The organism is Halovivax ruber XH-70, from assembly GCF_000328525.1.
Classification (GTDB): Archaea; Halobacteriota; Halobacteria; order Halobacteriales; family Natrialbaceae; genus Halovivax; species Halovivax ruber.
This window is the reverse complement of record NC_019964.1, coordinates 2,293,912-2,318,777: the sequence shown is the minus strand read 5'-3', so window position 1 is coordinate 2,318,777 and position 24,866 is coordinate 2,293,912. Positions and strand designations below refer to the sequence as shown.

Sequence of the window (24,866 nt, the reverse complement as noted above, 5' to 3'; positions counted from 1 at the left end):
CAGGCCGCCTTAATGGCCTTTTCGCCCGCGACGTCCGCACGGCTCGACCCCGGGGTTCCTGTCGGTGTTCGAAATTGATTCGGTCTCGATAAATGATAACAGCTAATTCCCGTCCATCGATACCTGACGGTGTGTCAGCGCAGGACCGCGTCGATCTCCACGTGAAGGTGCTCTCGGACGACGTCGTGTCCCGGGCGAAGCAGTACGGACTCGACGTCCTCGTCTACGCCCCACACTTCACCCCACTTTCGGAGATCGAGGCAGCTGCTCGACGGTACTCAGACGACGAACTCCAGATTGTGCCGGCCAGAGAGGTCTTTACCGGCCACTGGCGGGATCGGAAACACGTGCTGGCGCTCGGCCTCGAGGACCCTGTTCCAGATTTCATCACGCTCGAGGGAGCGATGGCCGAGTTCGATCGGCAGGATGCGGTCGTCCTCGTGCCACATCCGACGTTCGCGACCGTCAGTCTCGGTCGGGAGGACCTTCGGCGGTATCGATCACAGATCGACGCGATCGAGGTGTTCAACCCGAAACACTTGCCGATGCACAACCGGCGGGCGAAGGCGGCGGCAGCCGAACTGGAGCTGCCAGCCTATACGTCGTCGTACGCACACCTTACTCGTACCATCGGTCTCGCACGGACCGCGTTCGAGACCGAAATCGACTCCGAACGCACCCTTCTGGCGGCGCTCGAATCGGGCACCGACAGACGGATCGAGCACGCGACGGGTGCGCGACGCTGGATCGGCACCGCTGGCGAGCTCGGCCACCTCGTCTGGGAGAACACCTGGAAGAAAGCGCGACGGATCCCCGGTCCCGGAATCGAACCGACGCATCCCGACGACCCACGGTATGCGGGCCGATTCGACGACGTAAGCGTCTACTGAACCCTGTTTTGGATCCCTTCGACCGACGCCGGGCGCTCCCCTTTTGCGGTAGCGTCGTCCTCCGCCCTGTACTGGTTGCCTGCGGTACTGTAGGGTCACCCGGAGGATCTCTTCGCCCAGCGACAGGGTCTGATTAGTAAACAGCCATGATGGTCAGGGCTCGAGTATGGATCGACGCTCGGTCCTCGTTGGAAGTGGTACCGCACTCACACTCGCGCTCGCCGGCTGCATGGAAGGCGACGACGGCGATGATAGCGATGAGCCCGAAAACGACGTCAGAACGGGCGGTGATACTGGAGATAACGGGGATTCGAACGGTGACGATACCCCCGACGACACCTTCCTCGACATCGACGCGGATGAGCTGGACGAATTGACCGACGCGGTCACCGTTCGGGACATCGTGATCGAAGATCGGACCCTCAAAATCACCGCCGATCTCACGGTCGACTCCAAGAAGAAGGGGATGACCGACCTCGGAGACGGGATGAAGAAGGGGATCAGCGACGTCCACGCCCTGAAGAAGAAAGTCGACTGGGTGATGGTCGTTCTCTACGACAAAGGGGAGAAGGTCTTCACCGCGAAAGTCAACGTCGACTGGATCGTCAAACTCGTCGAAGAGGAGGTCGACACAGACGAGCTGTGGGACTATATCGACGACGGCGACGGGGACGACTGAGACGGCAACAATAAGGGGCCGCTCTGGCAAACGGCGAACCCCAGCGGAATCGGGGACCAGGCCGTCACGTCCCTGATTCGATCGGCGCCAGCGTTTCGTGTACGCGGTCCCAGTGGCTGCCGCGCCAGAAGTACTGTCCGCAGTCACGACACCGCCAGCACCGCTTCTCGTCGGCGGCGGGCGCGTAGCCTGGAGTCGAAGCCTCTGGTTCGACCGCTTCGAGTCGGCCGTTGCACCGGCCGCACCGGACTGGTTCGTCTGGAAGCGTCAGGTCGATCCCTGCGGCTGCGACCGCAGCGAGTTGTCCGTTCACGTCCCGCGATTCGAGGAGAACCGATTCGGCCGTCCGGTCTGCGAGCGCCGTGTCCCGCGTCAGTACCGTTCGATCCTTCGCGGCAGCGACCGCAAGGACCTCGTCGTCGGCTTCGAGTCCCCGATCGCCGGCGTATATCGTGTCGTGGCCACACATCCGCAGGTAGGGAACGAGCCGGCCACACATCACGTCGACGAGGAGGCGCACGGCGTTCATACGCGTTCCAGCGACAAAACGTGGTCCCGGCTCTCCTCGTTGTGGAAATCCGACCCAGCTGCGTTCAGTGGAGGAACGATTCGAGGGCGGAGCGGTCCCACGTGTTGATCACGTCGTCCGGCTCCGCCCAGCCGCGGCGAGCGGTGTGGACGCCCCAGCGAATGAACTCGAGCGTCGCCGGCCGATGGGCGTCCGTGTCGATGGCGATCTTCGCACCTTCGTCGATGGCCGCCTGTACAGCGCTCCCCCAGAGATCGAGCCGGCGGGGATTCGCGTTCACTTCGAGCGCCGTGTCGTTTGCCGCGGCGGCGTCGCCGAGCGCACCCGCGTCGATGGCCAGCCCCTCGCGCTCGTTGAGCAGGCGTCCGCTAGGGTGGCCGAGCACGTCGACCGCCGGATTCTCGATGGCGCGCCGCAGGCGTTCGCCGGCCGTCTCGGCGTCCTGATCCAGCGCGCTGTGGGGCGAGGCGACGATCAGGTCGAGCGCGTCGATCACCGCGTCCGAGAGGCCGATCGCTCCCTCGGCGTCGACGTTCGCCTCGATGCCGGCGAGCACGTGGACGTCGTACTCGTCGTCGATGGCCCGGATCTCGTCGACCTGCTCCAGTATCTCGGCCTCCGAGAGCCCCATGCCGCCGACGACGCCCGGCCCCTGGGCGTGGTCGGCGATGCAGTAGTAGTCGTAGCCACGGTCCTCGGCTGCCGCAACCATCTCCTCGATGGTGTTGTTCCCGTCGGACCACTCGGTGTGCGTGTGGAGATCTCCGCGAATATCGGTCTCCACCACGAGGTCGGGCAACTCCCCCGCCTCAGCGGCGTCGATCTCGCCGCGATCCTCGCGAAGCTCCGGCGGGATCCACGGGAGGCCGAGCGCGTCGTACATGCTCTCTTCGGTCTCGCCGGCGACGCGCTCCCCGACCCGCTGCCCGCCGCCGACGTGTTGGGGATCCGCGTCGGGGTCGGATTCGAGTTCGGAGACGTCGAACGCACCGTACTCGTTCAACTTCATCCCGCGGTCGATCGCGTAGTTTCGCAACCGGACGTTGTGCGCCTTGCTCCCGGTGAAGTACTGCAGTGCCGAGCCGAACTCGTCGGGGACCACGAGCCGGAGGTCGACGCGCACCTCGCCGACGCGGACGCTCGCCTTCGCGGGCCCGGACTCGATCTCGTCGTCGATCGAGTCCCAGGCGAGGAAGTCGTCCACGACCGCGTCCGGGTCGTCCGTCGCGGCCAGCACGTCGACGTCACCGATCGTCTCGCGCCAGCGCCGGATCGAGCCGGCCACTTCGCAACGCTCCACGTCGGCGATTCCCTCCAGGTACGCGAGGACGTCGTCCGCGAGCGGGCGGGCCTCCCCGACCAGGTGGCGCTGCCCGACGGTGCGCGCGAAGTCGATGTTCTCGAGAATGTTCTGTTCCGTCTTCGCGCCAAATCCCTTGACGTCCTGGATCTCGCCGGCTTCCGCGGCCGCTTCGAGGTCGTCGAGCGTCTCGATCCCGAGTTCGCGGTAGAGGGTGCCAACCGTCTTCGGCCCGACGCCTTCGACCCTGGTGAGGTCGGCGATGTCGACGGGCAGCTCTGCGCGGAGGTCCTCGAGTTCTTCGATCTCGCCGGTCTCGACGTACTCGACGATCTTCGACGAGATGGCGTCGCCGACACCCTCGATGTCGTCCACGGCGTCCTCGTCGCCCGATTCGACCGCCTCGGCGATCGGGACTGGGTGGGAGAGGATGTTCTCCGCGGCGCGGCGGTACGCCCGCGGCTTGTACTCGACGTCGTCGGCCTCGAGCAGGTCGGCGAACTCCTCGAAGCGTGCGGCGAGTTCCGCGTTCGTCGTCATGCCCGGACGTTGCACTCCGGGTGCCTTAGTGTCTGGTACCCGCAGGATGGGTCCGCCCTCGCATCCTCGTCGGTGAGATGGGTGAGGTCCTATCGGCCGCCTCGACTCGACGCGTCGTCTTCCTCTCCGAGTGCCTTCTTGAGGAAGGACAGCCAGCGCTTGCGGTCGGCCAGTTCCTGGGCCTGCTGTTCGCGTTCGAGATTCGTCGGACCCAAATTCTCGAGAGCGTTCAACGCCCGATCGATGCCGATGATCGCGCTGGCGAGTTCCTCGCCTTCCTCGAACGTGATATCGCCCTCTTCGATCCGCTCGACGCGTTCGACGCGCTCTCGTCGGAGGTTACGCTTGGCCTGATCGACGCGGTCACGTTCGCCAGACGGGATCGTCTCGCGGCGCTTGATCTCGAAGACGAACGACTGCAGGTCGAGCTCTTCGCCCTGCACGTCGAGCCGATCGGGAATGTCGACACCGACCGTCGCCCCGTCGCGCTCGACCCGCTCTAGCAACTGAGAGCGCTCGTAGGGTTGCACACCTATTGGTCGGATGCCCGGAGCCAAAAACTCCTCGTCCAGCGACGAGGGGCCTCGCAGTCGTGGCTGGGGCCCGATCGCACCGTCGAAAACCCCAAACCCCATAGCGATCCATCTCATACCCCAGCGCAATGGCGACGTGTGACGTGTGTGGGAAGTCGGTCAGTATGCCCTACGACTGCCGGCACTGCGGCGGGACCCACTGCTCCGAGCACCGGCTGCCCGAGAACCACGACTGTTCCGGCCTCCAGAGCTGGAACGACCCGAGCGGCGTCTTCGACAGCGGGTTCGACGAGTCGGTGAACGGGTCGTCCGCATCGATGACGGAGCGGATCGTGGCGAAGCTCCCGATCGACACGGGCCCCGGCGGTCCGCTCGCGTACTTCCGCGGGAACGTGACCTACACGATCTTGCTGTTCATGTGGGTGACGTTTCTGGTGCAACTTGTCGCCCAATCCGTCCTCTCCTTCAACCAATACATATCGATCTTCACACTTACGACCTTTCACCCTGAGTATGTTTGGACGTGGGTAATATCAATTTTCTCACACAATGACATCGCCCATATCGCGTTCAACAGCATCGCGATATTCTTCTTTGGCCCGCTGCTGGCTCGATATCTGTCGGATCGTCAGTACTGGGCGCTGTTCCTCGGAGCCGGAATACTCGCAGGCCTCTCACAAGTTTTGGTTGGATTAGTTCTGAACGATCCCACGCTAGTTCTCGGTGCCTCTGGCGGTGCGATGGCTATCCTCGGCGTCATCACTATCTTGCACCCTAATCTCAAGGTCTACTTCATGTTCTTCATCCCGATGCCGCTGTGGATCCTGACGCTCGGCTTCGCCGCCATTAGCCTCCTGTTGATGGGTGGTGCCGGCGGGGGACTGCTTGGAGACGTCGCCCACGCGGCCCACCTCGTCGGCCTTCTCGTCGGCCTCGCCGTCGGTGAGTACGTCAAACGGACGCAGACGATCCGCGGCCCGAACCAGTTCCAGCTGGGTCCCGGCGGTCCCGGTGGACCAGGTGGTCCTGGCGGACCTGGTGGTCCCGGTCGCGGTCGGTTCTGACTGACGCGTTCGATCGCCCTCGATCTCCACATCTCATGTCCATACGCCGCCCAGATCTCGCACCCGATCCGTCACTCTCGCGCGCCGAGATGGAGTCACTGCAGCGTGAAATCGCCCGGAGCGCCGTCTTCACCGACGATCTCGGGTTCGACCCGGCGTTGCTCGGCGATCCGATCGCGCGGGCGACGGCCGACGCGCCATCCGATCCGGACGAGGCTGCGGATTCAGGAGATCGAACTGACGGGACCACCCCGCTCGTGGCCGGCGTCGACCAGTCGTTCCTCCTCGATCAGGACCGCGCGCTGTCCGCGATCGTCGTCCTCAGGCCAGCAGGCTCTGAGTGGGAGGTCGTCGAACGCGTCCACGCGGTCACGCCGCTCGAGATCCCGTACATCCCAGGGCTGCTCTCCTTCCGTGAGGGTGGGGCGATCCTGGCGGCGGTCGAGGAACTATCCGCCGACCCAGATCTCTACCTCTTCGACGGCAGCGGTCGCATCCACTTTCGGCAGGCGGGTATCGCGACGCACATCGGGGTCATGCTCGACGCGCCGAGTATCGGCGTCGCGAAGAACCTTCTCTGTGGCGACCCCGTCGACTCCACGGAGGGGCTCGCAGCCGGCGAGCGAGTGCCCATCGAGGCGAACGCGGACGTCGAGGGACCGGACGACATCGCCGGAGACGAAACGGGTTGTGAGGGCCACGACGCGGCCGATCCCGACTGGCCCACGATCGGCTACGCCGTCCAGTCGAAGCAGTACGATTCGCCGAATCGTCACGTCAACCCGCTGCTCGTGAGCCCGGGCCACCGCGTGTCCGCGGCCACGGCGGCTGACGTCGTCCTCGCGTTCGCTGCGGGGTACAAGCTACCAGAGCCGACGCGGCTGGCAGACGCGTACGCAAATGATGCCACCAAGAAGCATGATTCATAAAGTCCGAATTGGTGGAAATGGAACGAAATCACATAATAAAGCAAATTTTTGAATTTGTGGCCTATTAAGCTATGTTGTTTTTGATCATTAGAAACTCAGCTAAAGTATCCTATCAGTATCTGTAACTTCATATTTATCCCAATATGATTTGGAGCCCCAATCCAATGTTACAGAGAGCGGGCCTTTTCCTGCTGAAACGCTATCAATATTATTTCCCCAATCGTATGCAACTGTATGATTATAGGTACCCCAAATTTGCCCAGCAACACCGTCGAGGTTTTCTAAAGGTGTTTCCACAGCTACCGTTGCTGCAGATGGGGGTCCGTTCAGATCTACCTCGGCAGCGATTCCTCCACCCCCTAGGCTCCCGGAGTACCATACAGGGGAAACTCTATTCTCATTATCAGACCACTTTGATGGGTTTCCAACCTTTGACCAGTGGGAATCACTATAGCTAATCCCTATGACGTCGTTGACGTTTTGAGAATCTCTCGTTGGTAAGGGACTCCCTCGAAAAAGGAGTCCTTCGAGGTCAACCAGCGTCTGAGCGAAAACACGGCCTTCCTCTACCATCTCCCATGCGCTGACAGTAATATTCGACTCATCTTCTTGGTAAACCACTGGATTACTACTTGTTATTTTATGTTCCTCATTGACTATTCTGTTTCTCGCGGTTGAAACACTGTGGCTAATTCCCTCATCCTCAAGAACTTCCTTCACACCTTGGCGGCCATCTTCTTTGAATGCCTTTCTGACTCCATCCCGAATACGTCTATCTTCAGCAGTAAGGATATTTTGTTCTCTATTTGGTTTGCTTTTTGCACTAGTTACTCCTACACCAGTAATTGCCATCGAACCCATCACTGTTATGAATTTTCTTCTCCTCATTTCAATTCTACTCTCTACGGGATTTTAGTTATAATTTTCCATCATTATCGACATTTGAGTTTGGGATTGTATTTATTTACAGTGCCTGGTATCGGCTGGTAGACGCGTACGCGGACGAAGTGAAGCGCGAGTATCCATAAGGGAGCGTTTCCGTGCAGTGTCCTCACCATACCCCCAATAATCTGGGCCCAGTCCCAATCTATATGGGTTTTGACGGCGAACGACACGTATGGAAACGTGGAGTGACTCGACCACGGCCAGTGAACGCGTCGAGACGATCGCGACGACGCTCTCACGACCGCGGACGGCCAACTGGGTCGCCGATCAGGCGGACGTGAAGTGGGATACGGCCAAGAAGTATCTGGACGAACTGGTCGAGTCCGGCGACCTGCTCGTCACCGACTCGGGCGAGTACGTTCCGGACCCCACGAGGGCGTACTTCGACCGCTTGCGAGAACTCATTCTGACGTACGACCGGGAGTCGCTTCGCGGTGAGCTCGAGGCGATCGCCGACCGCATCGATTCGTGGAAACGCGAGTACGATGTCGATTCCCGTGACGAACTCGAGCAATCGCTAGCCGGCGACCTCGATCCCGAGGCGGTGCGCGATCGCCGACGCGTGATCCGTCGCTGGGAGACTAGCGAGCGAACGCGAGAGACGGTCGCCGCGGCACTCGCGATCTACGACGACGTGACGACGCTGACCGACGAGATACCGGAGTCGGCGACGCTCGAAACGGCCGGGTGAGTTCGATGGGGCCGATACTCGGGGTCTGGATTCCCTCGGAACGCAAACTGCTAGAGCGAGTTCACGATCGACTGGTACGGACAGCCGGGTGCGAGCGCGTTCGATACGTCCCGTCCAGAATCGACGCGAACGAGGTCGTCTGTGACGTCGATCCGACCGTCTTCCTCGGTCGGTCGTCCGACGGATCGGCGAGGCTCCGCGTCGAGTTCGACCTCACTGGTGACCGCCCGCACTACTGGATCCAGTGGTGGGAACCGAATCTGGAACGCGGGTTCGGCTGGCACTGCGACGAGACGGAACCCGAGTACGGACCGGTTCATTTCCAGGTCGAGTATTCGGACGGCTCGACCGAGCGCGAATCCGCACCCTGGGTCGAGGACGAACATCCGTACCGGACGTTCGAACGCCGATTCGCGTCGATCGCGTCGCGACTCGACGACCTGGACTGGTAATCGGATCGACCGCCGGACGAGAAAATCGGCGGGACTTACGTATCGGGACGTGAACGGGTTCCGTATGACCAGTGCGACGGCAGCCGACGGGGACGAGTCGGCGAACGCGACGCGGCCGGACCGATCGGACGAGCGTGCGCGAACGGGCAGCGACCTCGACGAGGACCGCTACACGCGAAAGCAGAGCGTCCTGATCACCGGCTGTTCGTCGGGGATCGGTCGCGCGACGGCGCTTGCCTTCCTCGACGAGGACTGGACCGTCGTCGCGTCGGCGCGCGACCCGACCGACATCGCCGACCTCGCGGACGCGGGCTGTGAGACCATCACGCTCGACGTCACCGACCCCGACCAGGTGACGTCCGTCATCGAGCGGACGGTCGAGGAGACCGGCGCGATCGACTGTCTGGTGAACAACGCGGGCTACGCGCAGATGGGGCCGCTCGAGGACGTCCAGGCCGACGACCTCCAGTCGCAGTTCGACGTCAACGTCTTCGGCCCGCACCGACTCACTCGCGCGGCCCTGCCGCACATGCGCGCACAGGGGGCGGGTCGGATCGTCAACGTCTCCAGCATCATCGGACGGATTTCCGTCGCCGGATCGGGTGCCTACGCCGCCTCGAAACACGCGATGGAGGCGATGAGCGACGCGCTGCGCGTCGAGGTCGAACCGTTCGACGTCGACGTGGTCCTGATCGAACCTGGCCCGGTGGAGACCGCCTTCGCCGACCGGGTCGACGAGGAACTCCCCGAGTCGCGGACGCCGGACTACGACGCCATCTACGACCTCTTCGAGGACACCCAGCTGATCGGAGGCAGTGGGCCGCTGGCGAGCGCGCCCGAGGACGTCGCCGACGTCATCGTCCACGCCGCGACCTGTTCCGAGCCGCCGGCGCGCTATCCGGTCGGCCCCGTCGCCCACTACGGCTCGTACGCACGATTCCTTCCCGACCGGCTCCGTGATGGCATCTACGGTCTCGTCCGGAAACTGGTCTGAGCGGCTCCAAATCGGACGACAGTCGTGTTGCAGGTCTCTCACTGAGTGGCCGTGACAGCCCTGCCAAGCTCCCCTACCGCCGCAGACACGCAGCCACGACCGAGAGCATCTTCTCGCCGCGGACCTCGTCGGCGAACAGCGGAACGCGCCTGACGTCCGTGCCGCGGAAGAGGTCCTGCGCGGACGCCAGGGCCTGTTGCTGGACGTCCCAGCGGCGCTGACAGAACGCGCAGTCGTCGAGGTCGGGACTGAGGAAGTCACCATCGATCTCGTCGGTCACGTCGGCGAGGGGCTCCATGACGCGATTGACGACGACGGTACCGACCGGGATGCCCACATCGTCGAGTTGTTCGCGCAGTCGTGTCGACTCGCGAACGCTCATCTCCTCGGGGACCATGACGATCCGGAAGTCGGTGCGCTCCGGATCCTGAAGTGCGGCCCGGAGTCGTTCGATCTGTTCGCTCAATTTCTCGAGATCCTCGACGTCGAACCCGGCCGACTCCGCACCGCCGCCGAACATGCCCTTGATGCCGTCGATCATGCTCCCGATACGCTGCCGGATCGTCAACACTTTCCCGACCATCGAGTCGAGCAGTTCGGGGAGTTCGAGGAGGCGGAGGGTGTGGCCCGTCGGTGCCGTGTCGACGACCACGCGGTCGAAGCGGTCGTCGTCGAGGTACTCGAGGAGCAGCTGGACGGCCGCAGCCTCGTCCGCGCCAGGCATCGTGCCACCGAGGAGCCCCTCCATCGGGTTCTCGCCACCCATCATGCCGGCGAGGCCACCGGGTCCGGGTCCGTCTTCGCTGCCGAAGGGGCCGCCTGCGGCAGTTGCTCCCTCTCCCTCACCGGCGAACGGGTTCGCACCGGGGTCGGTCGTGTCGTCCGCTCCAGCGGTGGCGTCCGACGCGCCACCGAAGGGGCCGCCGGGACCGCCGAACGCGGTTTCGCCGGCTTCCATCGCCGCTTCGGGGTCGATCTCGACGCCCCACAGCGGGACGTCGTCTCGAAGCCGCGCCGGCGAACTGGGAACGTCGGTCTCGAAGGTGTCCGACAGCGAGTGGGCCGGATCCGTCGAGACGACGAGGGTTCGAACGCCGTCCCGGGCGCTGTCGAGGGCGGTGGCGGCGGCCATCGTCGTCTTGCCGACACCGCCTTTCCCACCGTAGAGAACGTAGCTCGGCCCGTCGATCGAGTCGCCGCTGTCGGTGTCCACGTCGACTCGGGTCGCCTCGTCGGCGTTCTCGATGTCGAGCCCGCCGTCGTCCCCGACCGAGTCCGTCGGCGTCACCTCGATCTCGTTGTCGCCAGTGTCCTCGTTCTCGACCGGCTCGACGTCGAGTCCGCTCATTGGCCGTCGGTAGCTGCCGCGGACACGAGTATTCGTCGGTCTCGGTTCGGTTCGTCGGTCTTGGCTCGATTCGTCGTTGCTCGGTTCGGTCGTCTCGGCCCGTCCGGCCGGCTCACTCCCGTCAGGCGACGTACTCGGCGAGCCGGTCGGCCGCCTCCTCCACGCGAGGCGTGACGAGCGCGAATCGGAGCCAGGAACTGGCGCTCTCGCCGAACGCGCTGCCGGGCATCCCGGCGACGCCCGCCTGGTCGATCAGTTGCTCGACGGTCTCGAGTGTACCGGGATAGCCATCGAAACGAGCCAGGACGTAGAACGCACCGTCCGGTTCGACGTAGTCCGCCCCGGCCGATTCGAGCGCTCCGGTGAACAGGTCGACGCGCTCGCGAAGCAGGTCCCGATTCGCCTCGTGGTACGCGGGATCCGTCTCCTGAAGCGCCCGGAGCACGGCGTACTGTGCGGGTCGACTCCCGGCGACGTTGACGAGCATGTGTCGACTCTTCGCGTCGTCGACGAGGTGTGGCGGGAAGATCGCGTAGCCCACCCGGAAGCCCGTGATCGCGAGCGACTTCGAGAACGCGTTGGTGACGATCCGGTGCGCGGAGTCGACCGAGAGCGCGCTCGTGAACGTCCCCGAGAGGTCGTAGTGGTCGTAGACTTCGTCCGAAACGAGGATCGCATCGTTCGTCTCGGCGATCTCGACCAGTTCGTGGACGGTCGCTTCGGGGTAGACCGCCCCCGTCGGGTTGTTCGGTGTGTTCACCACGATCGCGGCGGTGTCTTCGCTCGCCGCGGCGCGGACCACGCTCGGATCCAGCTGGCCGTCGGCCCCGGCGGAGACGTAGTGGGCGCGCCCGCCGAGCATCGTCGTCTTGCCCGGGTAGTACGAGTAGACGGGATCGGTGAGGATAACCTCCGAGCCGGCACCGCGTTCTAACGCGCGAGCCATCGCGAGGTAGTTCGCCTCCCCGGCGCCGTTGGTGAGCACGACCTGCGAGACGCCGACACCCCGCCGAGCGGCAATCTCCTCGCGAAGGGGTCGAATGCCCTCGCTCGGCGGGTACTGAAACCGGTCCGCGTCGAAGTCGGCGTACTCCCGGAGCCCCTCGCGGAGTGACTCCGGCGGTTCCCAGTCCGGGTTGCCACTCACCATGTCGATCACGTCACCCTCGGCGTCGGCCGCGTACCCCATCACGTGGAAGAACAGCGGTGTCTCGTACTCCATACGGGGACGTGGGCCGGAAGGGCCGTGGCTCTTTCGTCACAGCAGGATTCGTCGCGCCGTCCCTGGACGGGGTCCGCTGGTCGCGCTATCGACGTGCGGCGTGCTGGTCGAATCGGTCGCCGACTTCGACCCACCGGTTTGACAACGACCGCACGCGTTCCCGAACGTGTGAACGACGATATCGATCGCGACCTCCCGATGCGGGTGGCCGACACGCTCAGGGACGCCGGCGAGACGCTCGCGGTCGCCGAGTCCTGCACCGGTGGCCTCGTCGGTGCGACGCTGACGTCGATTCCGGGTGCGAGCGACTACTTCGAGACCGGGCTGACGACCTACGCCTACGACGCCAAGCGCCAGCACCTCGCCGTCAGTCGAGAGTCGCTCGACGAACACGGGGCGGTCTCCGAACCCGTCGCCCGGGAGATGGCCCGGGGCGTTCGGGACGTCTGCGACGTGACCTGGGGCCTGTCGATCACGGGGCTGGCCGGCCCCACCGGCGGGACGGCGTCCAAACCCGTCGGTACGGTCTACATCGGCGTCGCGTACGCCGGTCCCTGGGAGAGCGAAACGTCGTTTGCGGCAGTCGAACGCCACCAGTTCGACGGGGATCGGGCGACGATCCGAGCGGCGACAGTCGAGCGTGCGCTCGCCGTCTTCCTCGAATCCTGTGACGAGGTCGAGCGCTGACCCGAGTCCGTACTTACTCTCACACCGGACCGAACCCTCGGTTATTCGATCGCACCGAAGGCGAATTGGGTACAGGAGTGACGCCTCGATTGGCACCCGACGTGTCTATTGGAACCGTTTCGGAAATCTGGAGAACCGAATCATGAGGGTCCCCTATCTATGAAATCTGGGTAACCCTCTGGCTAAACTACCATACAGCCTCCCTTAGGGCCGGCTCGTATTTGATTGTGAAATAACCGACGTTTCGGTTTCCGAAAAAAGCCAGAGGGAAAGGTATTCACCTGCGGCGTCGCTCCCATCGCGTGCATGAACAAACGGGATCACGTCATGAACGCGGTCCTCGTCGGGATCGGGCTCGGGGCGCTCGTCGAACCGACCGGTGGTGAGACGATGGCCGAGGCTATCCTCATGATCAGCGTGCCGGTCTTGCTCGGGGCGCTCGTCCCCGACATCGACACCGTGATGGGCGACCATCGCAAGACGTTCCACAACCTCCCGCTGCTCGTCGGTTTCGTCGCCTTTCCCTACACGTTCGGCAACCTCCAGTACGTCTGGATCGGGATCGTGACACACTACGTCCTCGACGTGGCGGGCAACACGCGAGGGATCGCTCTCTTTTACCCGTTACTGGACCGCGAGTACGGGCTGCCGATCGGGGTCCCCGCGAACAGCCGCGTTGCCGACGTCGTCACGCTGTTGATCACCGGTGCAGAACTCGCACTCGCCGCAGCCATCCTCCACGGCATGGACGCTGGCTGGTTCCAGTCGATTCCGTCGGCCGTCGACGGCGTCCAGTCGGCACTCGGGGTATAGGACCGTGACTTTGGCGTCGGCTACTGATTTGGCTCCCACTCCTCACAGGGGTCCATGTCGTCCATGTGGGTTCCCTGGTACGTACAGTGGGGGACCATTCCCGTCGATTCACGCCGATACTCGAAGTGGGTGCAGTTGCCGCAGTAGTGGTCGGCCGGCTCGGCTGGCGTCGTTCGATCCGTGGCTGCGGCCGAATCGAGTGGTGACGAGATGTCCGATGTCTCGACGCCGCCGTCGCTCGTGGCCGTCGGACGGTCTGGCGAGCGACGGGACGACCCGGACCCGCTCATCGCCGACGCTGCGTCGGAGACGGCCTGCGTGACGCGGCCAGTTCGACTCGTCGCTCCCTCGTTCGTCTGCGTTTCGACGTCGCCGTCCGGGGTCGAGCCGAGGAAACCGACGCTGCTGACGCCCTCGGGTCGATCCTCGCTCTCGACGACGGTCGTGTGCGTCTGTCGCGTGACGTTCATCTCCAGGGCACCGCCAGGGTCGTTGCGCATCTTGAAGTTCACGACGACGACGAAGAGACACCAGATCGCACTGAAGAGGCCGAGCAGGTAGACGATGGCGACGAAGAAGGTGAGCTCCTGGCCGTGGCCGTCCCAGTGATGTGGATAGGCGTAGCGAAAGAGTGCGACGCCGAGCAGACAGATACTGGCGCTGATGGCCGCAGCGGCCTGTGCGCGTCGACCGGCCGGCAGCACGGTGAAGACGCCGACGAGGACGAGCGGGACGGCGAGGCCACCGAGCGTCCCGGCTGCCTCCCGTGAGGGCAGTTTCCCACTCGCGACGAACGAGAGCACGTCGGTCGTCGCGACGAGGATAGCCAGGACGGCGAGCACACCCCCCGCGAGGACGAGTGCCGTCCCGGTGTACAACCGGCGAGTGCTCGTCACCTCCCGCTTGTTCCCTTCGTAGGCCTCCGAGAGACTGGTCATGTCCGCCTAATCGGCCTCGGTACTCAAAACAGTACGTCAGACGCTCGTCGCACGCGGTCTCCGGCCACTTCGGCGACTTCGAAATGGATCCAGTACCCCATCGATTCGCCCACCGGGCCCACCGATTGAAGCGAAACCTTGAATCGCTCGCTGTGTGAACGGACAGCTATGAGCGAGGACGACGAGGCCGAACATCCGATCGAACTCGGCGACCAGACGCCGGTCGAGGGAGCACCGCTGGCGCGGGTGAGTTCCCGCTTGCACTGGCCGATCGAAGCGAGCGAGATCGATCGACGCGAGGGCGAAACGCCCATCAGATCACCCGACGGGCCGGTCAAACTGGAGGACCTGCTGTCGACGATCGACGTGACCTACTTCTCGTCGCGCCAGGAGTTCGAACGCCACGTTCGGGAGGCGATGGGAGCGGGACCCGTTCGGACGGCGGAGTAATCGACCGTGCCACGGGACGAAGTGCGAACGTGGACCCGCCGGCTCTCGACCCGATTGTCGGCGCTCACGTGGGTGCAGACCTCGTTACTGGCCGGCGCGGTGCTGACGCTGTGCTGGATGTACACCGTCCCACAGGAGCTCGACGAGCGCGTGCTCGTCGACGGCGTCCTGTTGCTCGGCGGTCCGCTCGTCCTCGGACTGACCCACGGCGAGCGGATCGGCTGGCGCATCAATCGTCGCGCGTTGCGGAACACGGTCTTACTCGCGTGCTTCGTCCTCCCGTTTTACCTCGTCGGCTCGACGTTACCGACGATCAGAGCGTTCTATCCGATGTGGGAGACCACTGCCGCGCCGTCGGTGTTCGTCCTACACGCGCTGAAACTGTTCTTCCTCGCTCTCGCGGCGGAGACGTACTATCGCGGCCTGCTCTGTGTTGGCGTCCGGTCGATCGGGATGAAAGCAGTCTTCATCAGTCCGCTACTGTACATGCTTCACCACTTCGGGAAGCCACCGATCGAGTTCGTCCTCTCCGGCCCGACGGACGTCCTCTTCGGGGCGGTCGATTACAAGTCGAACTCGATTCTCCCGTCGGTCGTCGCCCACGGAGCGGGACTCGTCCTGCTCGACTGGCTCGTCCTCCACGAGCCGCTCTTCGATCCGACGCTGCTCATCTCGATCCTCGAACACGGTCCCGTGCCGGTGTGACACTGGCTGCCCTGGGAGGCAAGCGAACCCAGGCTGCTCCGGACGCCTTGATCGCTCTAGGCAACCTGGCAACTCGGGGCTACCTGGCCGTTCTTGACTACCTGGTAACTCGGGCCCCTCAGCCACTCGTATCGTGATCGTCCCAGATTCGGCGAGAATGGCTCGTTCGACGGCGCGCGGACCTTACCGATCCGACGCCGACGAGTCGCTTCTAGCCGCGGTCTCACTCGACGGGGACTCCTCGTCGTCAGTCGACTCTCCCTCGTCAACCGGCGACTCGTCGGCCATCGCAGCGAGCTCTTTCTCGGCGCCGGCGCGGACGTAGGCGGCGCTGCCGGTCACGACGGCGATCGCGACGATCGGCACCCCGACGAGCAGGACGAGGAGTAAGACGAGTTCGAGCACAGTCGACAGCTAGGGGCCGGACCCTATAGCCCGTTCGCTCTGTGGACTCGCTACCGGTTCGTGAACGCGGCGAGGTTCGACTGGAGACCGGCGGCGAGTTCGGACTTCCGCCGGAGTCGGGCGAGCGAGACGGGCAGTTGCTGCGTGACGGTCGCGACCGCGTCGTGGAAGGTTTCGGCCGTGCCGTACTCGCCCTCGAAGGCGTTACGAACGCTCTCTCTGACCTGCCAGACGCCGACGGGCGCCCAGTACTCGTCGGAGACCTCCCGGAGGACGAGACACTTCGCCTGCCGCCCGATCGACTCTAAGTGTTCGAGGGCGCCGAGACGCGAAGCGTAGTAGGCGCCCGCGGTCTCCTCGACGTACCCCGTTCGCCCCTCGTAGCCCTCGCTCGCGCTGCCCATCCAGATATTGCCGCCTGGATCGGGATTCCAGACGCTGCCGGGGGCTTTCATCTCGACGAGTTCGAACTCCCAGGTGCCCGGTGCCAGGATCACCCAGTAGCGGTTGCCGACGTACTCGTTCATCCAGACCTGGACCTCGTCGACGCTCGGGCGGTTACGGATCCGTCCGCGGAGGTACTCACCGACGGCGTCGTCGACGGCCGTGATCGACCAGCGCGTCGGGACGAGTCGGCGCTGGTCGGCCTCGCCGAGTGCGCCGGCCGAGAGGATCGAGTTGATCTCGTAGACGTCGAACCCGCGGCGGTAGAGGTAGTTCATCGCCCCCTGTGCCTGCCAGTCGTCGTCCTCTAAGGTCTTCTCGACCTGGCGGGGGACGTGTGGATTCTCGCGGAGTTCGGCGTCGCGAGCGTTCGCGCGTGGGCCACGAGGCGTCGCGACGTCGGTTCCGACGTCCAGGTTGAGATCGGGTTTACTGTCGAGGCCGATCTCCAGGTCCACGGGGCGATCGGCGATGGCGACCTCGCGCTGGACCCCGACGAACCCGTCCCAGACGTCGTGGACCGAGGGGGCGAGCTGCGAAGCGATACTCGGCGCGTCGACGTTGGCTCGCTTGCTCGAGTTCAACAGGCCGGTGCGCCGTTGCAGGACGTCGTCGATGCCGTAGTCCTGCTGGTACCACTTCCCGTCGGTGACGTAGTCTTCGGCGCGGTCTTCGTCGCCCACGGGGGAGAGCAGCCCAACCGGAATGTCGGGGTAGTTCGATCGCCCGACGAAGATGGAGGGTGCGCTCGACCCGACGAGGGAATCCCCGCTGATGACGTCGTCGAAGCGCCGCTCGACGGTCTCTAAGTGGTCTGTGATCGCGTAGGACTTCTCCTTCGCGAGGCGCCGACGTTCGGCCTCCTCGTCGGGTTCTAGGTCCTCGATGTACTCGTCGAGGCGCATTCGACCGTCGCTACGTACCGAGCCGTGTTGAATGTTGAGTTCGTCACTGCGGGGTGAAATCGTCGGTGACGGCGCGGTGCGGTTCTGGACCCGGCCGGTGACGGCGGCGTCGACACGACGGAAGCTACCGGTCCACCCAGTACGCGGTATCGTCGTGAGAAGAAGCGGGAGACGCGTCGCGACTCTAGCCGTGGATGCCCATCGCTTCGATCTGTTCCTGATAGCGGTTCCGGATCGTCACTTCGGTCACCTGTGCGACGTCGGCGACTTCACGCTGGGTCTTCTTCTCGTTACAGAGCAACGAGGCGGCGTAGATGGCCGCGGCGGCGTAGCCGGTGGGCGATTTGCCCGAGAGGAGTCCCTCCTCGGCGGTCTTCTCGATGATCTCGTTGGCCTTGGTCTGGACCTCTTCGGAGAGTTCGAGTTCGGAGCAAAAGCGGGGGACGTACTTCTTCGGGTCGACGGGTCGCATCTCGAGGCCGAGTTCCTGGGAGATGTAGCGATAGGTTCGCCCGATCTCCTTGCGTTCGACCCGGGATACCTCAGAAATCTCCTCGAGACTACGCGGAATGCCCTCCTTTCGGCAGGCCGCGTAGAGTGCCGATGTCGCGACGCCCTCGATGGATCGCCCGCGGATGAGGTCTTCTTTCAGCGCTCGTCGGTAGATGACCGACGCGACCTCCCTGACCGATCGCGGGACGCCGAGCGCCGAGGCCATCCGATCGATCTCGGAGAGGGCGAACTGCAGGTTCCGCTCGCCGGCGTCTTTCGTCCGAATGCGCTCTTGCCACTTTCGCAGCCGATGCATCTGGCTGCGCTTCTTCGAGGAAATCGAGCGCCCGTAAGCGTCCTTGTCCTTCCAGTCGATGGTCGTCGTCAGCCCCTTGTCGTGCATCGTCTGGGTCGTCGGCGCGCCGACGCGGGACTTCTCCTGGCGTTCCTGGTGGTTGAACGCGCGCCACTCCGGGCCCGGATCGATCTTCTCCTCCTCGACGACGAGCCCGCAATCCTGACAGACGAGCTCACCCCGATCCGAATCTTTCACGAGATTGTCGGACTCGCACTCCGGGCAGGTCCGAATCCCCTCTTGTTCGTCGTCCTCGACCGTCTCGCGCGTACGCTCCCGCTGGCGGGTGGACCGTGTCATCGCACTTTTATAGTAGTATCTTCCACGTATATAAGACTTCGGTGGGTGGCTCGCCCGTGATCCGTGCTTCCCCGAGAATCGGCAGCGAGAGGGCAGGTTCGAGTAGATTTTTGGGACGAAACCAGAAAAGTTTTACCGGCGATAGCGCTCCTCCCGACAGATGCCGACCATCGAATGCGACGTCGACGTAGCGCGCGAGCGACTCGAATCCGCTGGTGTCTCGATCGAGGCTGGCAACACCGATCACGAACGCTGGCGGGCGAGTCGCGGCGAGGCGACGGCCGTCGCCTACGACGGCAAGGTCGTGATTCAGGGAGCGAACCCGCGCGACATCGAGACGATCCTTCGCGAGTCCGGCGGTCGGGTCCACCTCTACTGGGACGGTGGGTCACGCGGCAATCCCGGACCGGCGGGGATCGGCTGGGTCCTCGTCACGGGCGACGGGATCGTCGCAGAGGGGAGCGACACGATCGGCGAGGCGACCAACAACCAGGCCGAGTACGAGGCGCTGATCGCGGCGCTCGAGGCCGCCCGCGAGTACGGCTTCGACGAGGTGCACTGTCGCGGCGATTCCGAACTGATCGTCAAACAGGTCACCGGCGCGTACGATACGAACGATCCAGTGCTCAGGGAAAAACGCGTGACTGTCGTCGAGCACCTCTCGTCGTTCGACGAGTGGACCATCGAGCACGTCCCGCGCGAAGCCAACGAACACGCAGACGACCTCGCGAACGAGGCGCTCGATCGCGCCTGAGGTGCGTGTCGCTGTCGTCCGTCCGTTCACAGACGTCGAGCGTGGACCGACAGGGAAAACTTCGTGCCGACCTAACGATGTCTATGGACGAACCGACATCGGATCGATTCGATCAGCCACGGGACCGATCCGACCCGGCTCCGGATCGATCCAACTCGACACCGGACCGATCAGACTCGGCTTCGGACCAATCCGACGCGTCGGCGTCTGTAACGGCGCACATCGACGTCTCCGGGAACGAGCCTGATGGCGAATCCGACGAGGACGGGCTCCCGTCGTCGGTCGTCGAGGAGGCAGAGCGCCTCACGCGGCTCGCGCGCAACGCGACCGATCCGGACGAACGGGCGGCCTACCTGGATCGGCGCGACTCGATCGTGGCCGCACACGACTACACGGCTCGCGTGCGCGAGGAGGACGAGACGCTCGTCTGCCATCCGGACGAGTGGGTCGTCGACGGAACCGTCCGGTTCGATCGGATCGACGACCGTTCGGCGGCCGTCGAGGTCTCGCTGTCGGGTCCGGGCGACCCCGACGACTGGGCGGCGGTCGACGACGCCAACCGTGAACTCGTCGAACGCGTCCGCGAGCGAGCGGGCGACGTCCACGCCGCGAACGTCGCCCGGTTCGCAGACTTCATGGGAAACCACTGTGCAAAGCGGATGACGGCGGCCTCGTCTGCGGAGATCGAGCAGTTCCTCGGTGAGTACTACCCCCGAAACACCTGGCCGGAACCCGACGAACGCGCGGTCGTTGCGGAGTCGATCGAGCGACTGTTCGACGTGGCAGGCGAGTCGCCACCGCCGTTCTCACGACCGGAGTGACCGCTCCGGGTGATGGAGTCGTGTGGCTCCTGCAGTGTCTCATCGACCCGTCGCCGCAGTCGTCGACTGCACACCCACGGCTCGTGGCCGTCGCTCTGGACTCGGTCGACTGAGAAAACCGGTAGTGGGCGGTTTTAGTAGTTGTCGTCGACGATCGCGTCGATCTCGTTGGCCCGATCGGCGTCGGTGACGATCTTCGAGAGCGACCACTCGAGCTGGTCGATGACCGCTTCGTAGCCCTCGTCGGTGAGCGCGTACTGGTTCGTTCGCTTGTCGAGTTCGCTCTTCTCGATCAGTCCCAGGTCGACGAGTTCGTCGAGGTTGGGGTACAATCGACCGTGGTTGACCTCGGTGCCGTAGTAATCCTCGAGCTCGCGCTTGATCGCGAGCCCGTACATGGGCTCGGTCGAGAGGATGGTCAGGATGTTGTTCTGGAACGCGGTCAGGTCCCGCGCCGTTCGGCCGTCGGTAACTGATTGTGCCTCTGACATAGGTAGGGTAATGTCACCGATCTATTTAACACTTGCTTACGGGTTTGTGCGTACGACCGGTGTTGGTGGTGACAACCGGACGGGACGAGCCCCGAGGCGGTGAATTTCACGCCTGAGACTCGATCCGTCGCCGGTTGCCGTCTCACTAACCTGAGATCCGATTACGAAAGTACTTTTTGATCCACACGAGACGCTCTCTATGTATGCCTAATCTCTGGGAAGAACTCGAGACCGGACCGAACCCGCCAGAAACCATCTACGCCGTCGTCGAGTGCCTCAAGGGCGAGCGGAACAAGTACGAGTACGACAAGGACGTTCCCGGCGTCGTCCTCGATCGCGTACTCCACTCGAACGTCCACTACCCCTCCGACTACGGCTTCATCCCCCAGACCTACTACGACGACGAGGATCCGTTCGACGTCCTCGTCCTCGTCGAGGACCAGACGTTCCCCGGCTGTGTCATCGAGGCACGCCCGGTCGCGTTGATGAAGATGGACGACGACGGCGAGCAGGACGACAAGGTGATCGCGGTTCCCACCGAGGATCCCCGCTTCGACCACATCGAGGACCTGGCGGACATCCCCCAACAGCAACTCGACGAGATCGACGAGTTCTTCGCGACGTACAAGAACCTGGAAGCAGGCAAAGAAGTCGAGACGCTGGGCTGGGAGGACAAGCAGGCCGCGATGGACGCCATCGAACACGCGCAGGACCTCTACGAAGAACACTTCGGCTGAGACCCCCTCAGCTGCACTTCGGTTAAGACCGCCCCAGCTTTACTTCTGATGAGACCTCTTCGGTTACACTTCGGCTGAGACCACCTCGGCTGGACAGCTCCCCCCGCGTCACGCTTCGACTCGGATTCCTCTTGATTCGACCGCCTATCGGTTCGATCCGCGTCCGTTCTCTGTGACCGTTGGCTGTCGTTCCTCGACGATCGCTTTCGGGACACTGAGTTCGACGACCGTGCCACGGGGCTCGTTCTCCTCGAATTGGAGTTCGCCGCCGGATTGCGTGACGACCCAGTCGACGAGCCAGAGACCGAGCCCGCTCGCGTGACGCAGTTGCGTGATCTCTCGATCCTCTTCGAGCAACTGCCGTTCTTCGTCGGGGATGCCGGGGCCGTCGTCGGCGACGGTGATCGACACCGTCTCCGGATCTCCGTCGACCGCTCGCATGGTGACAGCGATCGTCGGATCGTCTCGATCCGTGTGCTCGACGGCGTTCTCGAGGACGTTGTACACGGCGTCGACGAGGAGGTCGTCCGCCCGGACGAGCGCCGTCGAGTCGAGTGACTGCTCGACATCGACGTCTGGGTACTGCTCGATAAGCCGGTCGATCGCGTGTTCGACTGCCTCGGCGGCGTCGATCGGTCCGGCCGCAGCGATATCTCGGTCGATCGTCCGCTCGACGGCTCGTGTCTTCTCGGCGAGACTGATGAGTTCGGCCGTCCGGTCCTGTATCGCCTGCCAGTAGCGTGCCGCCTCCGGCGAGTCGGTCATCGAGGCGAGCCGCTCGGCGCTCCCCTCGATGATGTTCATCCCGTTGCGGAGGTCGTGTCTGAGAACGCGATTGAGCACCTCGACTCGCTTCTGGCGCTGTTTCTGGTCCGTCACGTCGGTGTAGAGGCCGAACGCGTACTCCTCGCCGTCGACCTCGTACGGGACGACCCTGAGCATGAAGTCTCTGAGCCCGTCCGTCGTCCGGCGTTTGACTTCGGCCTCGACGATCTCGCCGGCTTCGCTCCGATCGTTGATCGTTCTCGCCTCGTCCCGTCGATTCGGCGGTGCGAGGTGTTCGTCGATCGGCTCTCCGTGGATCTCCTCGAGCGCGTAACCGAACGTCTCTTCGAACGCCGAGTTCGTCTCTTCGACGAGGAAATCCGACCCGACGATCGGACCCGTCACGACGGCGTCGGGAACGTTTTCGAAGAGGACGGCGAACCGATCTCGCTCCGTGACCAGTTGGTCCTCGTAGGTGAGCCGATCCAGCGCATCTGTGACGTGACTGATGAGCAATTCGGCGAGTTCTTCGTCCCGTTCGTCGAACGCGGCGAGTTCGGTCGATATCGCCTGAAAGACGCCGTACTCGCCGACCGGGACGGTCAGCGCTGACCGGTACGACTCGTCCTGTGGATCGGCGGCCGGCGCCGCCGAAATGTCGTCGATCCGCCTGGTCTCTCCCGCTCGATAGGCGCGCCCGCCGATGCCGGCGTCCATCGATCGGCGAGTTTCGAACTGCGACCGGTCGACACCCTCCGAGAGGACGCGTATCTCGAGGTGATCGTCGACGGCCTCGGTCACCACGCAGACGTCGAACTGGAGCACGCCTTCGGCTGCTTCGACGGTCTCTTCGAAAATTTCTGCTCGCGTTTCACAGGCTTCCAGTCGGCCGACGACGTCGTGAAGCGTCGCCACCTTCTGCTGGTGGTCGAGCACTGCCCGTTTCATCGCCTTTCGATCGCTGACGTCGCGAACGATACCGACCGTTCCGATGGCCTGATCGACCGTTTCGAGCGTCGTCGCCGTCACCTCGCAGGGGATCACGTCGCCGGACGCCGTCTCGAGTTCCACTTCCGCCGTCTCGACCGTTTCCGATCGGTGACCTGCTGCCGTCTCTGCGGGCAGCTGTCCGTGGCTGCCGGCAGTGGCTCCGTCGCTGTCGATATCGGCCTGAACGTGGTCGAGCGCGCCGTCAGGAAAGAGTAGCGAGGCGTGCGATCCGAGCAAGCGCCCGCGACCGTACCCGCTCATCGCCGCCAGTCGGTCGTTCACCGTCGTGAACGTGCCGTCGGGTTCGAGGGCGTAGACGCCGTCGCCGACGGTTTCGACGATCGTCTTCGCTCGTCTGCGTTCTCGATCGCGATCGACGCGTTCGACGGCGACAGCTGCGGTCGCGGCGAGCACGTCGACGAGGTGGTACTCTGCCTCGCCGAGCGTCCGTTCTTCCCGGGAGGCGACGGTCAACAGTCCGTCCTCACCGACCGGCATGACGATCGCGTCGCGAACCTCGACCTCGAGATCGTACGGGACGACGTCGCTGCTGACACGCTCTAGCACCTGTGGCTCGCCGGTCGTGAACGTGTCCCAGAGAACGCCATCACCGGCACCGATTCGCGTCCCCTCGATCGTCGATTCGATCGAACCCGTCGAGGCGGACAGGACTAGCTCCTCCGTCTCCGGATCCAGATATCGAAAGCCAGCCCGCGGATCGTCGATTACCTCACTTACCGCGTCGATCGCGATGGTCGCGATCTCCGAGCGCGATCTCGAGCGCATCAATCGATGCGTCGTCGACTGGAGTGCTTCCAGTGCGTCCGCCCGCCTGACCTCTTCGGTTACGTCCTCCGCGAACGAGAGGACCCCGACGACCGTTCCGTCGTCGGTCAGTGGTGTGACGTGCCACTCGCAGAGACAGATACTCCCGTCCGCACGGACGTTCCGGCGTATCGTCCGCATTGGCTCGCCCGTCTCGACGACCCGTTCCCACTCGTCTGCGACGGCAGCGTGGTCGGTGGGCGGAAAGAGGGCCTCGAACGCCGATTCGCCGCGTCCCTCGTCGGCGTCGTACCCGAACAGCGCCGTCGCGGCGTCGTTCCAGCGGACGGCCTCGAACGACCGGTTCCACTCGACGATCGCGAGCGGTGACTGCTCGACGACGAGTGCGCTCCAGTCGAGCGACGACACGCCTCTCGACCGATCTGGCTCGGTCGAATCGACCGCGAGTACTTCGTCGAGTCGCGTTTGCAGTGTCGACGCGCCGGCCGAAACCGGCACGTATCCGTCAGCGCCTGCGGCGACCACTTCGCCGGCTATGTGTTCGGATCCGTCGTCGGTGAAGACGAGAACCGGGACGTCGGGTGCACAGTCGGCGACGAGTTCACAGCTCGTTACGAGCGCGTCTTCCCCGAGTCCCGGCCCGATCACGACCCCGTCGAACCCGGCGTACTCGGCTTCCGTTTTCGGCGGTGCGTCGACGCGGACGATGTTGCAGCCGGTCTCGTCCGTGGCCAGCGGGAGCGCTCGCGCATCGGCGGGTGCGACGTTGATGACCTGTTTCCCTGCTCTCATTCCTACCCCAATCCGTCGGTTTCGTTGTGAGATGGATACCGCTCCACATTAATCTTTTAGCTGACCTATCATCCCACCGGACGATCACGTCGGTGCCGTTCACTCGTTCGTCTCGAACCC

The 24,866-nt window shown here is 64.0% G+C and carries 26 protein-coding genes; 14 read left to right on the top strand and 12 right to left on the bottom strand.

What is annotated here, in order from left to right:
- Positions 1 to 131: 131 nt before the first annotated feature.
- Positions 132 to 890 carry a PHP-associated domain-containing protein gene (locus tag HALRU_RS11100; protein ID WP_015301481.1) on the top strand — a complete coding sequence of 253 codons (759 nt, stop codon included), beginning with the start codon at positions 132 to 134 and terminating at the stop codon, positions 888 to 890.
- Between the two features lie 166 nt (positions 891 to 1,056).
- Positions 1,057 to 1,569, top strand: coding sequence for a hypothetical protein (locus tag HALRU_RS11095; protein ID WP_015301480.1), 513 nt, complete (start codon positions 1,057 to 1,059; stop codon positions 1,567 to 1,569).
- A gap of 64 nt (positions 1,570 to 1,633) precedes the next feature.
- Here HALRU_RS11095 and HALRU_RS11090 read toward each other — a convergent pair whose 3' ends face one another.
- From HALRU_RS11090 to HALRU_RS11080, 3 genes are all read right to left on the bottom strand, one after another.
- On the bottom strand, positions 1,634 to 2,089 hold the full coding sequence (locus HALRU_RS11090) for a DUF5615 family PIN-like protein (RefSeq protein WP_148680677.1): 456 nt from the start codon (positions 2,087 to 2,089) through the stop codon (positions 1,634 to 1,636).
- Between the two features lie 73 nt (positions 2,090 to 2,162).
- Positions 2,163 to 3,938 carry a DNA polymerase/3'-5' exonuclease PolX gene (gene polX / locus HALRU_RS11085; protein WP_015301478.1) on the bottom strand — a complete coding sequence of 592 codons (1,776 nt, stop codon included), beginning with the start codon at positions 3,936 to 3,938 and terminating at the stop codon, positions 2,163 to 2,165.
- Positions 3,939 to 4,027: 89 nt separating this feature from the next.
- Positions 4,028 to 4,468, bottom strand: coding sequence for a DUF5788 family protein (locus HALRU_RS11080; RefSeq protein WP_148680514.1), 441 nt, complete (start codon positions 4,466 to 4,468; stop codon positions 4,028 to 4,030).
- Between the two features lie 131 nt (positions 4,469 to 4,599).
- Between HALRU_RS11080 and HALRU_RS11075 the strand changes: the two genes are divergently transcribed.
- Together HALRU_RS11075 and HALRU_RS11070 are read left to right on the top strand one after the other, a co-directional pair.
- A complete protein-coding gene (locus HALRU_RS11075; RefSeq protein ID WP_015301476.1) occupies positions 4,600 to 5,535 on the top strand; it encodes a rhomboid family intramembrane serine protease in 936 nt (311 codons plus the stop codon).
- A 35-nt stretch (positions 5,536 to 5,570) separates the two neighbouring features.
- Entirely contained in the window at positions 5,571 to 6,464 is an 894-nt protein-coding gene (locus HALRU_RS11070) for an endonuclease V (protein ID WP_015301475.1), read from the top strand.
- A gap of 99 nt (positions 6,465 to 6,563) precedes the next feature.
- On the opposite strand, the gene HALRU_RS11065 is transcribed toward HALRU_RS11070, so the two are convergent.
- Positions 6,564 to 7,352, bottom strand: a complete 789-nt coding sequence (locus HALRU_RS11065; protein WP_015301474.1) for a hypothetical protein — start codon at positions 7,350 to 7,352, stop codon at positions 6,564 to 6,566.
- Between the two features lie 229 nt (positions 7,353 to 7,581).
- Here HALRU_RS11065 and HALRU_RS11060 point away from each other — a divergent pair, with 229 nt between their 5' ends.
- The 3 genes from HALRU_RS11060 to HALRU_RS11050 all read left to right on the top strand — a co-directional run bounded on the left by HALRU_RS11060 (position 7,582) and on the right by HALRU_RS11050 (position 9,546).
- A complete protein-coding gene (locus HALRU_RS11060) occupies positions 7,582 to 8,100 on the top strand; it encodes a DUF7342 family protein (protein WP_015301473.1) in 519 nt (172 codons plus the stop codon).
- Between the two features lie 5 nt (positions 8,101 to 8,105).
- A complete protein-coding gene (locus HALRU_RS11055) occupies positions 8,106 to 8,552 on the top strand; it encodes a hypothetical protein (protein WP_015301472.1) in 447 nt (148 codons plus the stop codon).
- A gap of 64 nt (positions 8,553 to 8,616) precedes the next feature.
- Positions 8,617 to 9,546 (top strand): SDR family oxidoreductase, encoded by a 930-nt coding sequence (locus tag HALRU_RS11050; RefSeq protein ID WP_015301471.1) that lies wholly within the window; start codon positions 8,617 to 8,619, stop codon positions 9,544 to 9,546.
- A 73-nt stretch (positions 9,547 to 9,619) separates the two neighbouring features.
- Here the strand turns inward: HALRU_RS11050 and HALRU_RS11045 are convergent, their stop codons facing one another.
- Positions 9,620 to 10,894 carry an ArsA family ATPase gene (locus tag HALRU_RS11045; protein ID WP_015301470.1) on the bottom strand — a complete coding sequence of 425 codons (1,275 nt, stop codon included), beginning with the start codon at positions 10,892 to 10,894 and terminating at the stop codon, positions 9,620 to 9,622.
- 121 nt (positions 10,895 to 11,015) lie between these two features.
- Positions 11,016 to 12,116 (bottom strand): pyridoxal phosphate-dependent aminotransferase, encoded by a 1,101-nt coding sequence (locus HALRU_RS11040; protein ID WP_015301469.1) that lies wholly within the window; start codon positions 12,114 to 12,116, stop codon positions 11,016 to 11,018.
- 168 nt (positions 12,117 to 12,284) lie between these two features.
- Here HALRU_RS11040 and HALRU_RS11035 point away from each other — a divergent pair, with 168 nt between their 5' ends.
- Both HALRU_RS11035 and HALRU_RS11030 read left to right on the top strand, forming a co-directional pair.
- On the top strand, positions 12,285 to 12,803 hold the full coding sequence (locus tag HALRU_RS11035; RefSeq protein WP_015301468.1) for a CinA family protein: 519 nt from the start codon (positions 12,285 to 12,287) through the stop codon (positions 12,801 to 12,803).
- 306 nt (positions 12,804 to 13,109) lie between these two features.
- Positions 13,110 to 13,616: a metal-dependent hydrolase gene (locus HALRU_RS11030; RefSeq protein ID WP_015301467.1), complete on the top strand. Its 507-nt coding sequence runs from the start codon at positions 13,110 to 13,112 to the stop codon at positions 13,614 to 13,616.
- A gap of 20 nt (positions 13,617 to 13,636) precedes the next feature.
- Here HALRU_RS11030 and HALRU_RS11025 read toward each other — a convergent pair whose 3' ends face one another.
- Positions 13,637 to 14,554 (bottom strand): DUF7139 domain-containing protein, encoded by a 918-nt coding sequence (locus HALRU_RS11025; protein ID WP_015301466.1) that lies wholly within the window; start codon positions 14,552 to 14,554, stop codon positions 13,637 to 13,639.
- Positions 14,555 to 14,722: 168 nt separating this feature from the next.
- Between HALRU_RS11025 and HALRU_RS11020 the strand changes: the two genes are divergently transcribed.
- Positions 14,723 to 15,004: a DUF5789 family protein gene (locus HALRU_RS11020; protein ID WP_015301465.1), complete on the top strand. Its 282-nt coding sequence runs from the start codon at positions 14,723 to 14,725 to the stop codon at positions 15,002 to 15,004.
- A gap of 117 nt (positions 15,005 to 15,121) precedes the next feature.
- Complete coding sequence (locus HALRU_RS11015; protein WP_245547808.1) at positions 15,122 to 15,709, top strand: CPBP family intramembrane glutamic endopeptidase; 588 nt, start codon at positions 15,122 to 15,124, stop codon at positions 15,707 to 15,709.
- A gap of 183 nt (positions 15,710 to 15,892) precedes the next feature.
- Here HALRU_RS11015 and HALRU_RS11010 read toward each other — a convergent pair whose 3' ends face one another.
- The 3 genes from HALRU_RS11010 to HALRU_RS11000 all read right to left on the bottom strand — a co-directional run bounded on the left by HALRU_RS11010 (position 15,893) and on the right by HALRU_RS11000 (position 18,610).
- Entirely contained in the window at positions 15,893 to 16,114 is a 222-nt protein-coding gene (locus tag HALRU_RS11010; RefSeq protein ID WP_015301463.1) for a hypothetical protein, read from the bottom strand.
- A gap of 50 nt (positions 16,115 to 16,164) precedes the next feature.
- On the bottom strand, positions 16,165 to 17,463 hold the full coding sequence (nreA, locus tag HALRU_RS11005) for a DNA repair protein NreA (protein ID WP_015301462.1): 1,299 nt from the start codon (positions 17,461 to 17,463) through the stop codon (positions 16,165 to 16,167).
- Positions 17,464 to 17,647: 184 nt separating this feature from the next.
- Positions 17,648 to 18,610 (bottom strand): transcription initiation factor IIB, encoded by a 963-nt coding sequence (locus HALRU_RS11000; RefSeq protein ID WP_007703398.1) that lies wholly within the window; start codon positions 18,608 to 18,610, stop codon positions 17,648 to 17,650.
- A gap of 160 nt (positions 18,611 to 18,770) precedes the next feature.
- On the opposite strand from HALRU_RS11000, the gene rnhA reads away from it, so the two are divergent.
- Positions 18,771 to 19,364, top strand: coding sequence for a ribonuclease HI (gene rnhA / locus HALRU_RS10995; RefSeq protein WP_015301461.1), 594 nt, complete (start codon positions 18,771 to 18,773; stop codon positions 19,362 to 19,364).
- 83 nt (positions 19,365 to 19,447) lie between these two features.
- Positions 19,448 to 20,185: a DUF7108 domain-containing protein gene (locus HALRU_RS10990; protein ID WP_015301460.1), complete on the top strand. Its 738-nt coding sequence runs from the start codon at positions 19,448 to 19,450 to the stop codon at positions 20,183 to 20,185.
- Positions 20,186 to 20,319: 134 nt separating this feature from the next.
- On the opposite strand, the gene HALRU_RS10985 is transcribed toward HALRU_RS10990, so the two are convergent.
- Positions 20,320 to 20,676: a PadR family transcriptional regulator gene (locus HALRU_RS10985; protein ID WP_015301459.1), complete on the bottom strand. Its 357-nt coding sequence runs from the start codon at positions 20,674 to 20,676 to the stop codon at positions 20,320 to 20,322.
- Positions 20,677 to 20,879: 203 nt separating this feature from the next.
- On the opposite strand from HALRU_RS10985, the gene HALRU_RS10980 reads away from it, so the two are divergent.
- Positions 20,880 to 21,413, top strand: coding sequence for an inorganic diphosphatase (locus HALRU_RS10980; protein ID WP_015301458.1), 534 nt, complete (start codon positions 20,880 to 20,882; stop codon positions 21,411 to 21,413).
- Between the two features lie 144 nt (positions 21,414 to 21,557).
- Here HALRU_RS10980 and HALRU_RS10975 read toward each other — a convergent pair whose 3' ends face one another.
- On the bottom strand, positions 21,558 to 24,746 hold the full coding sequence (locus HALRU_RS10975) for a PAS domain S-box protein (RefSeq protein ID WP_015301457.1): 3,189 nt from the start codon (positions 24,744 to 24,746) through the stop codon (positions 21,558 to 21,560).
- Positions 24,747 to 24,866 lie beyond the last annotated feature (120 nt).

Bases quoted from the DNA above. Each gene is read 5' to 3' on its own strand.
- HALRU_RS11025 (WP_015301466.1), bottom strand. From the start codon at position 14,554: ATGACCAGTCTCTCGGAGGCCTACGAAGGGAACAAGCGGGAGGTGACG.
- HALRU_RS11060 (WP_015301473.1), top strand. From the start codon at position 7,582: ATGGAAACGTGGAGTGACTCGACCACGGCCAGTGAACGCGTCGAGACG.
- HALRU_RS11015 (WP_245547808.1), top strand. From the start codon at position 15,122: ATGTACACCGTCCCACAGGAGCTCGACGAGCGCGTGCTCGTCGACGGC.
- HALRU_RS11065 (WP_015301474.1), bottom strand. From the start codon at position 7,352: ATGAGGAGAAGAAAATTCATAACAGTGATGGGTTCGATGGCAATTACT.
- HALRU_RS10975 (WP_015301457.1), bottom strand. From the start codon at position 24,746: ATGAGAGCAGGGAAACAGGTCATCAACGTCGCACCCGCCGATGCGCGA.
- HALRU_RS10980 (WP_015301458.1), top strand. From the start codon at position 20,880: ATGCCTAATCTCTGGGAAGAACTCGAGACCGGACCGAACCCGCCAGAA.
- HALRU_RS11075 (WP_015301476.1), top strand. From the start codon at position 4,600: ATGGCGACGTGTGACGTGTGTGGGAAGTCGGTCAGTATGCCCTACGAC.
- rnhA (WP_015301461.1), top strand. From the start codon at position 18,771: ATGCCGACCATCGAATGCGACGTCGACGTAGCGCGCGAGCGACTCGAA.
- HALRU_RS11095 (WP_015301480.1), top strand. From the start codon at position 1,057: ATGGATCGACGCTCGGTCCTCGTTGGAAGTGGTACCGCACTCACACTC.
- HALRU_RS11055 (WP_015301472.1), top strand. From the start codon at position 8,106: ATGGGGCCGATACTCGGGGTCTGGATTCCCTCGGAACGCAAACTGCTA.
- HALRU_RS11030 (WP_015301467.1), top strand. From the start codon at position 13,110: ATGAACAAACGGGATCACGTCATGAACGCGGTCCTCGTCGGGATCGGG.
- HALRU_RS10985 (WP_015301459.1), bottom strand. From the start codon at position 20,676: ATGTCAGAGGCACAATCAGTTACCGACGGCCGAACGGCGCGGGACCTG.
- polX (WP_015301478.1), bottom strand. From the start codon at position 3,938: ATGACGACGAACGCGGAACTCGCCGCACGCTTCGAGGAGTTCGCCGAC.
- HALRU_RS11000 (WP_007703398.1), bottom strand. From the start codon at position 18,610: ATGACACGGTCCACCCGCCAGCGGGAGCGTACGCGCGAGACGGTCGAG.
- HALRU_RS11045 (WP_015301470.1), bottom strand. From the start codon at position 10,894: ATGAGCGGACTCGACGTCGAGCCGGTCGAGAACGAGGACACTGGCGAC.
- HALRU_RS10990 (WP_015301460.1), top strand. From the start codon at position 19,448: ATGGACGAACCGACATCGGATCGATTCGATCAGCCACGGGACCGATCC.
- HALRU_RS11020 (WP_015301465.1), top strand. From the start codon at position 14,723: ATGAGCGAGGACGACGAGGCCGAACATCCGATCGAACTCGGCGACCAG.
- HALRU_RS11040 (WP_015301469.1), bottom strand. From the start codon at position 12,116: ATGGAGTACGAGACACCGCTGTTCTTCCACGTGATGGGGTACGCGGCC.
- HALRU_RS11070 (WP_015301475.1), top strand. From the start codon at position 5,571: ATGTCCATACGCCGCCCAGATCTCGCACCCGATCCGTCACTCTCGCGC.
- nreA (WP_015301462.1), bottom strand. From the start codon at position 17,463: ATGCGCCTCGACGAGTACATCGAGGACCTAGAACCCGACGAGGAGGCC.
- HALRU_RS11050 (WP_015301471.1), top strand. From the start codon at position 8,617: ATGACCAGTGCGACGGCAGCCGACGGGGACGAGTCGGCGAACGCGACG.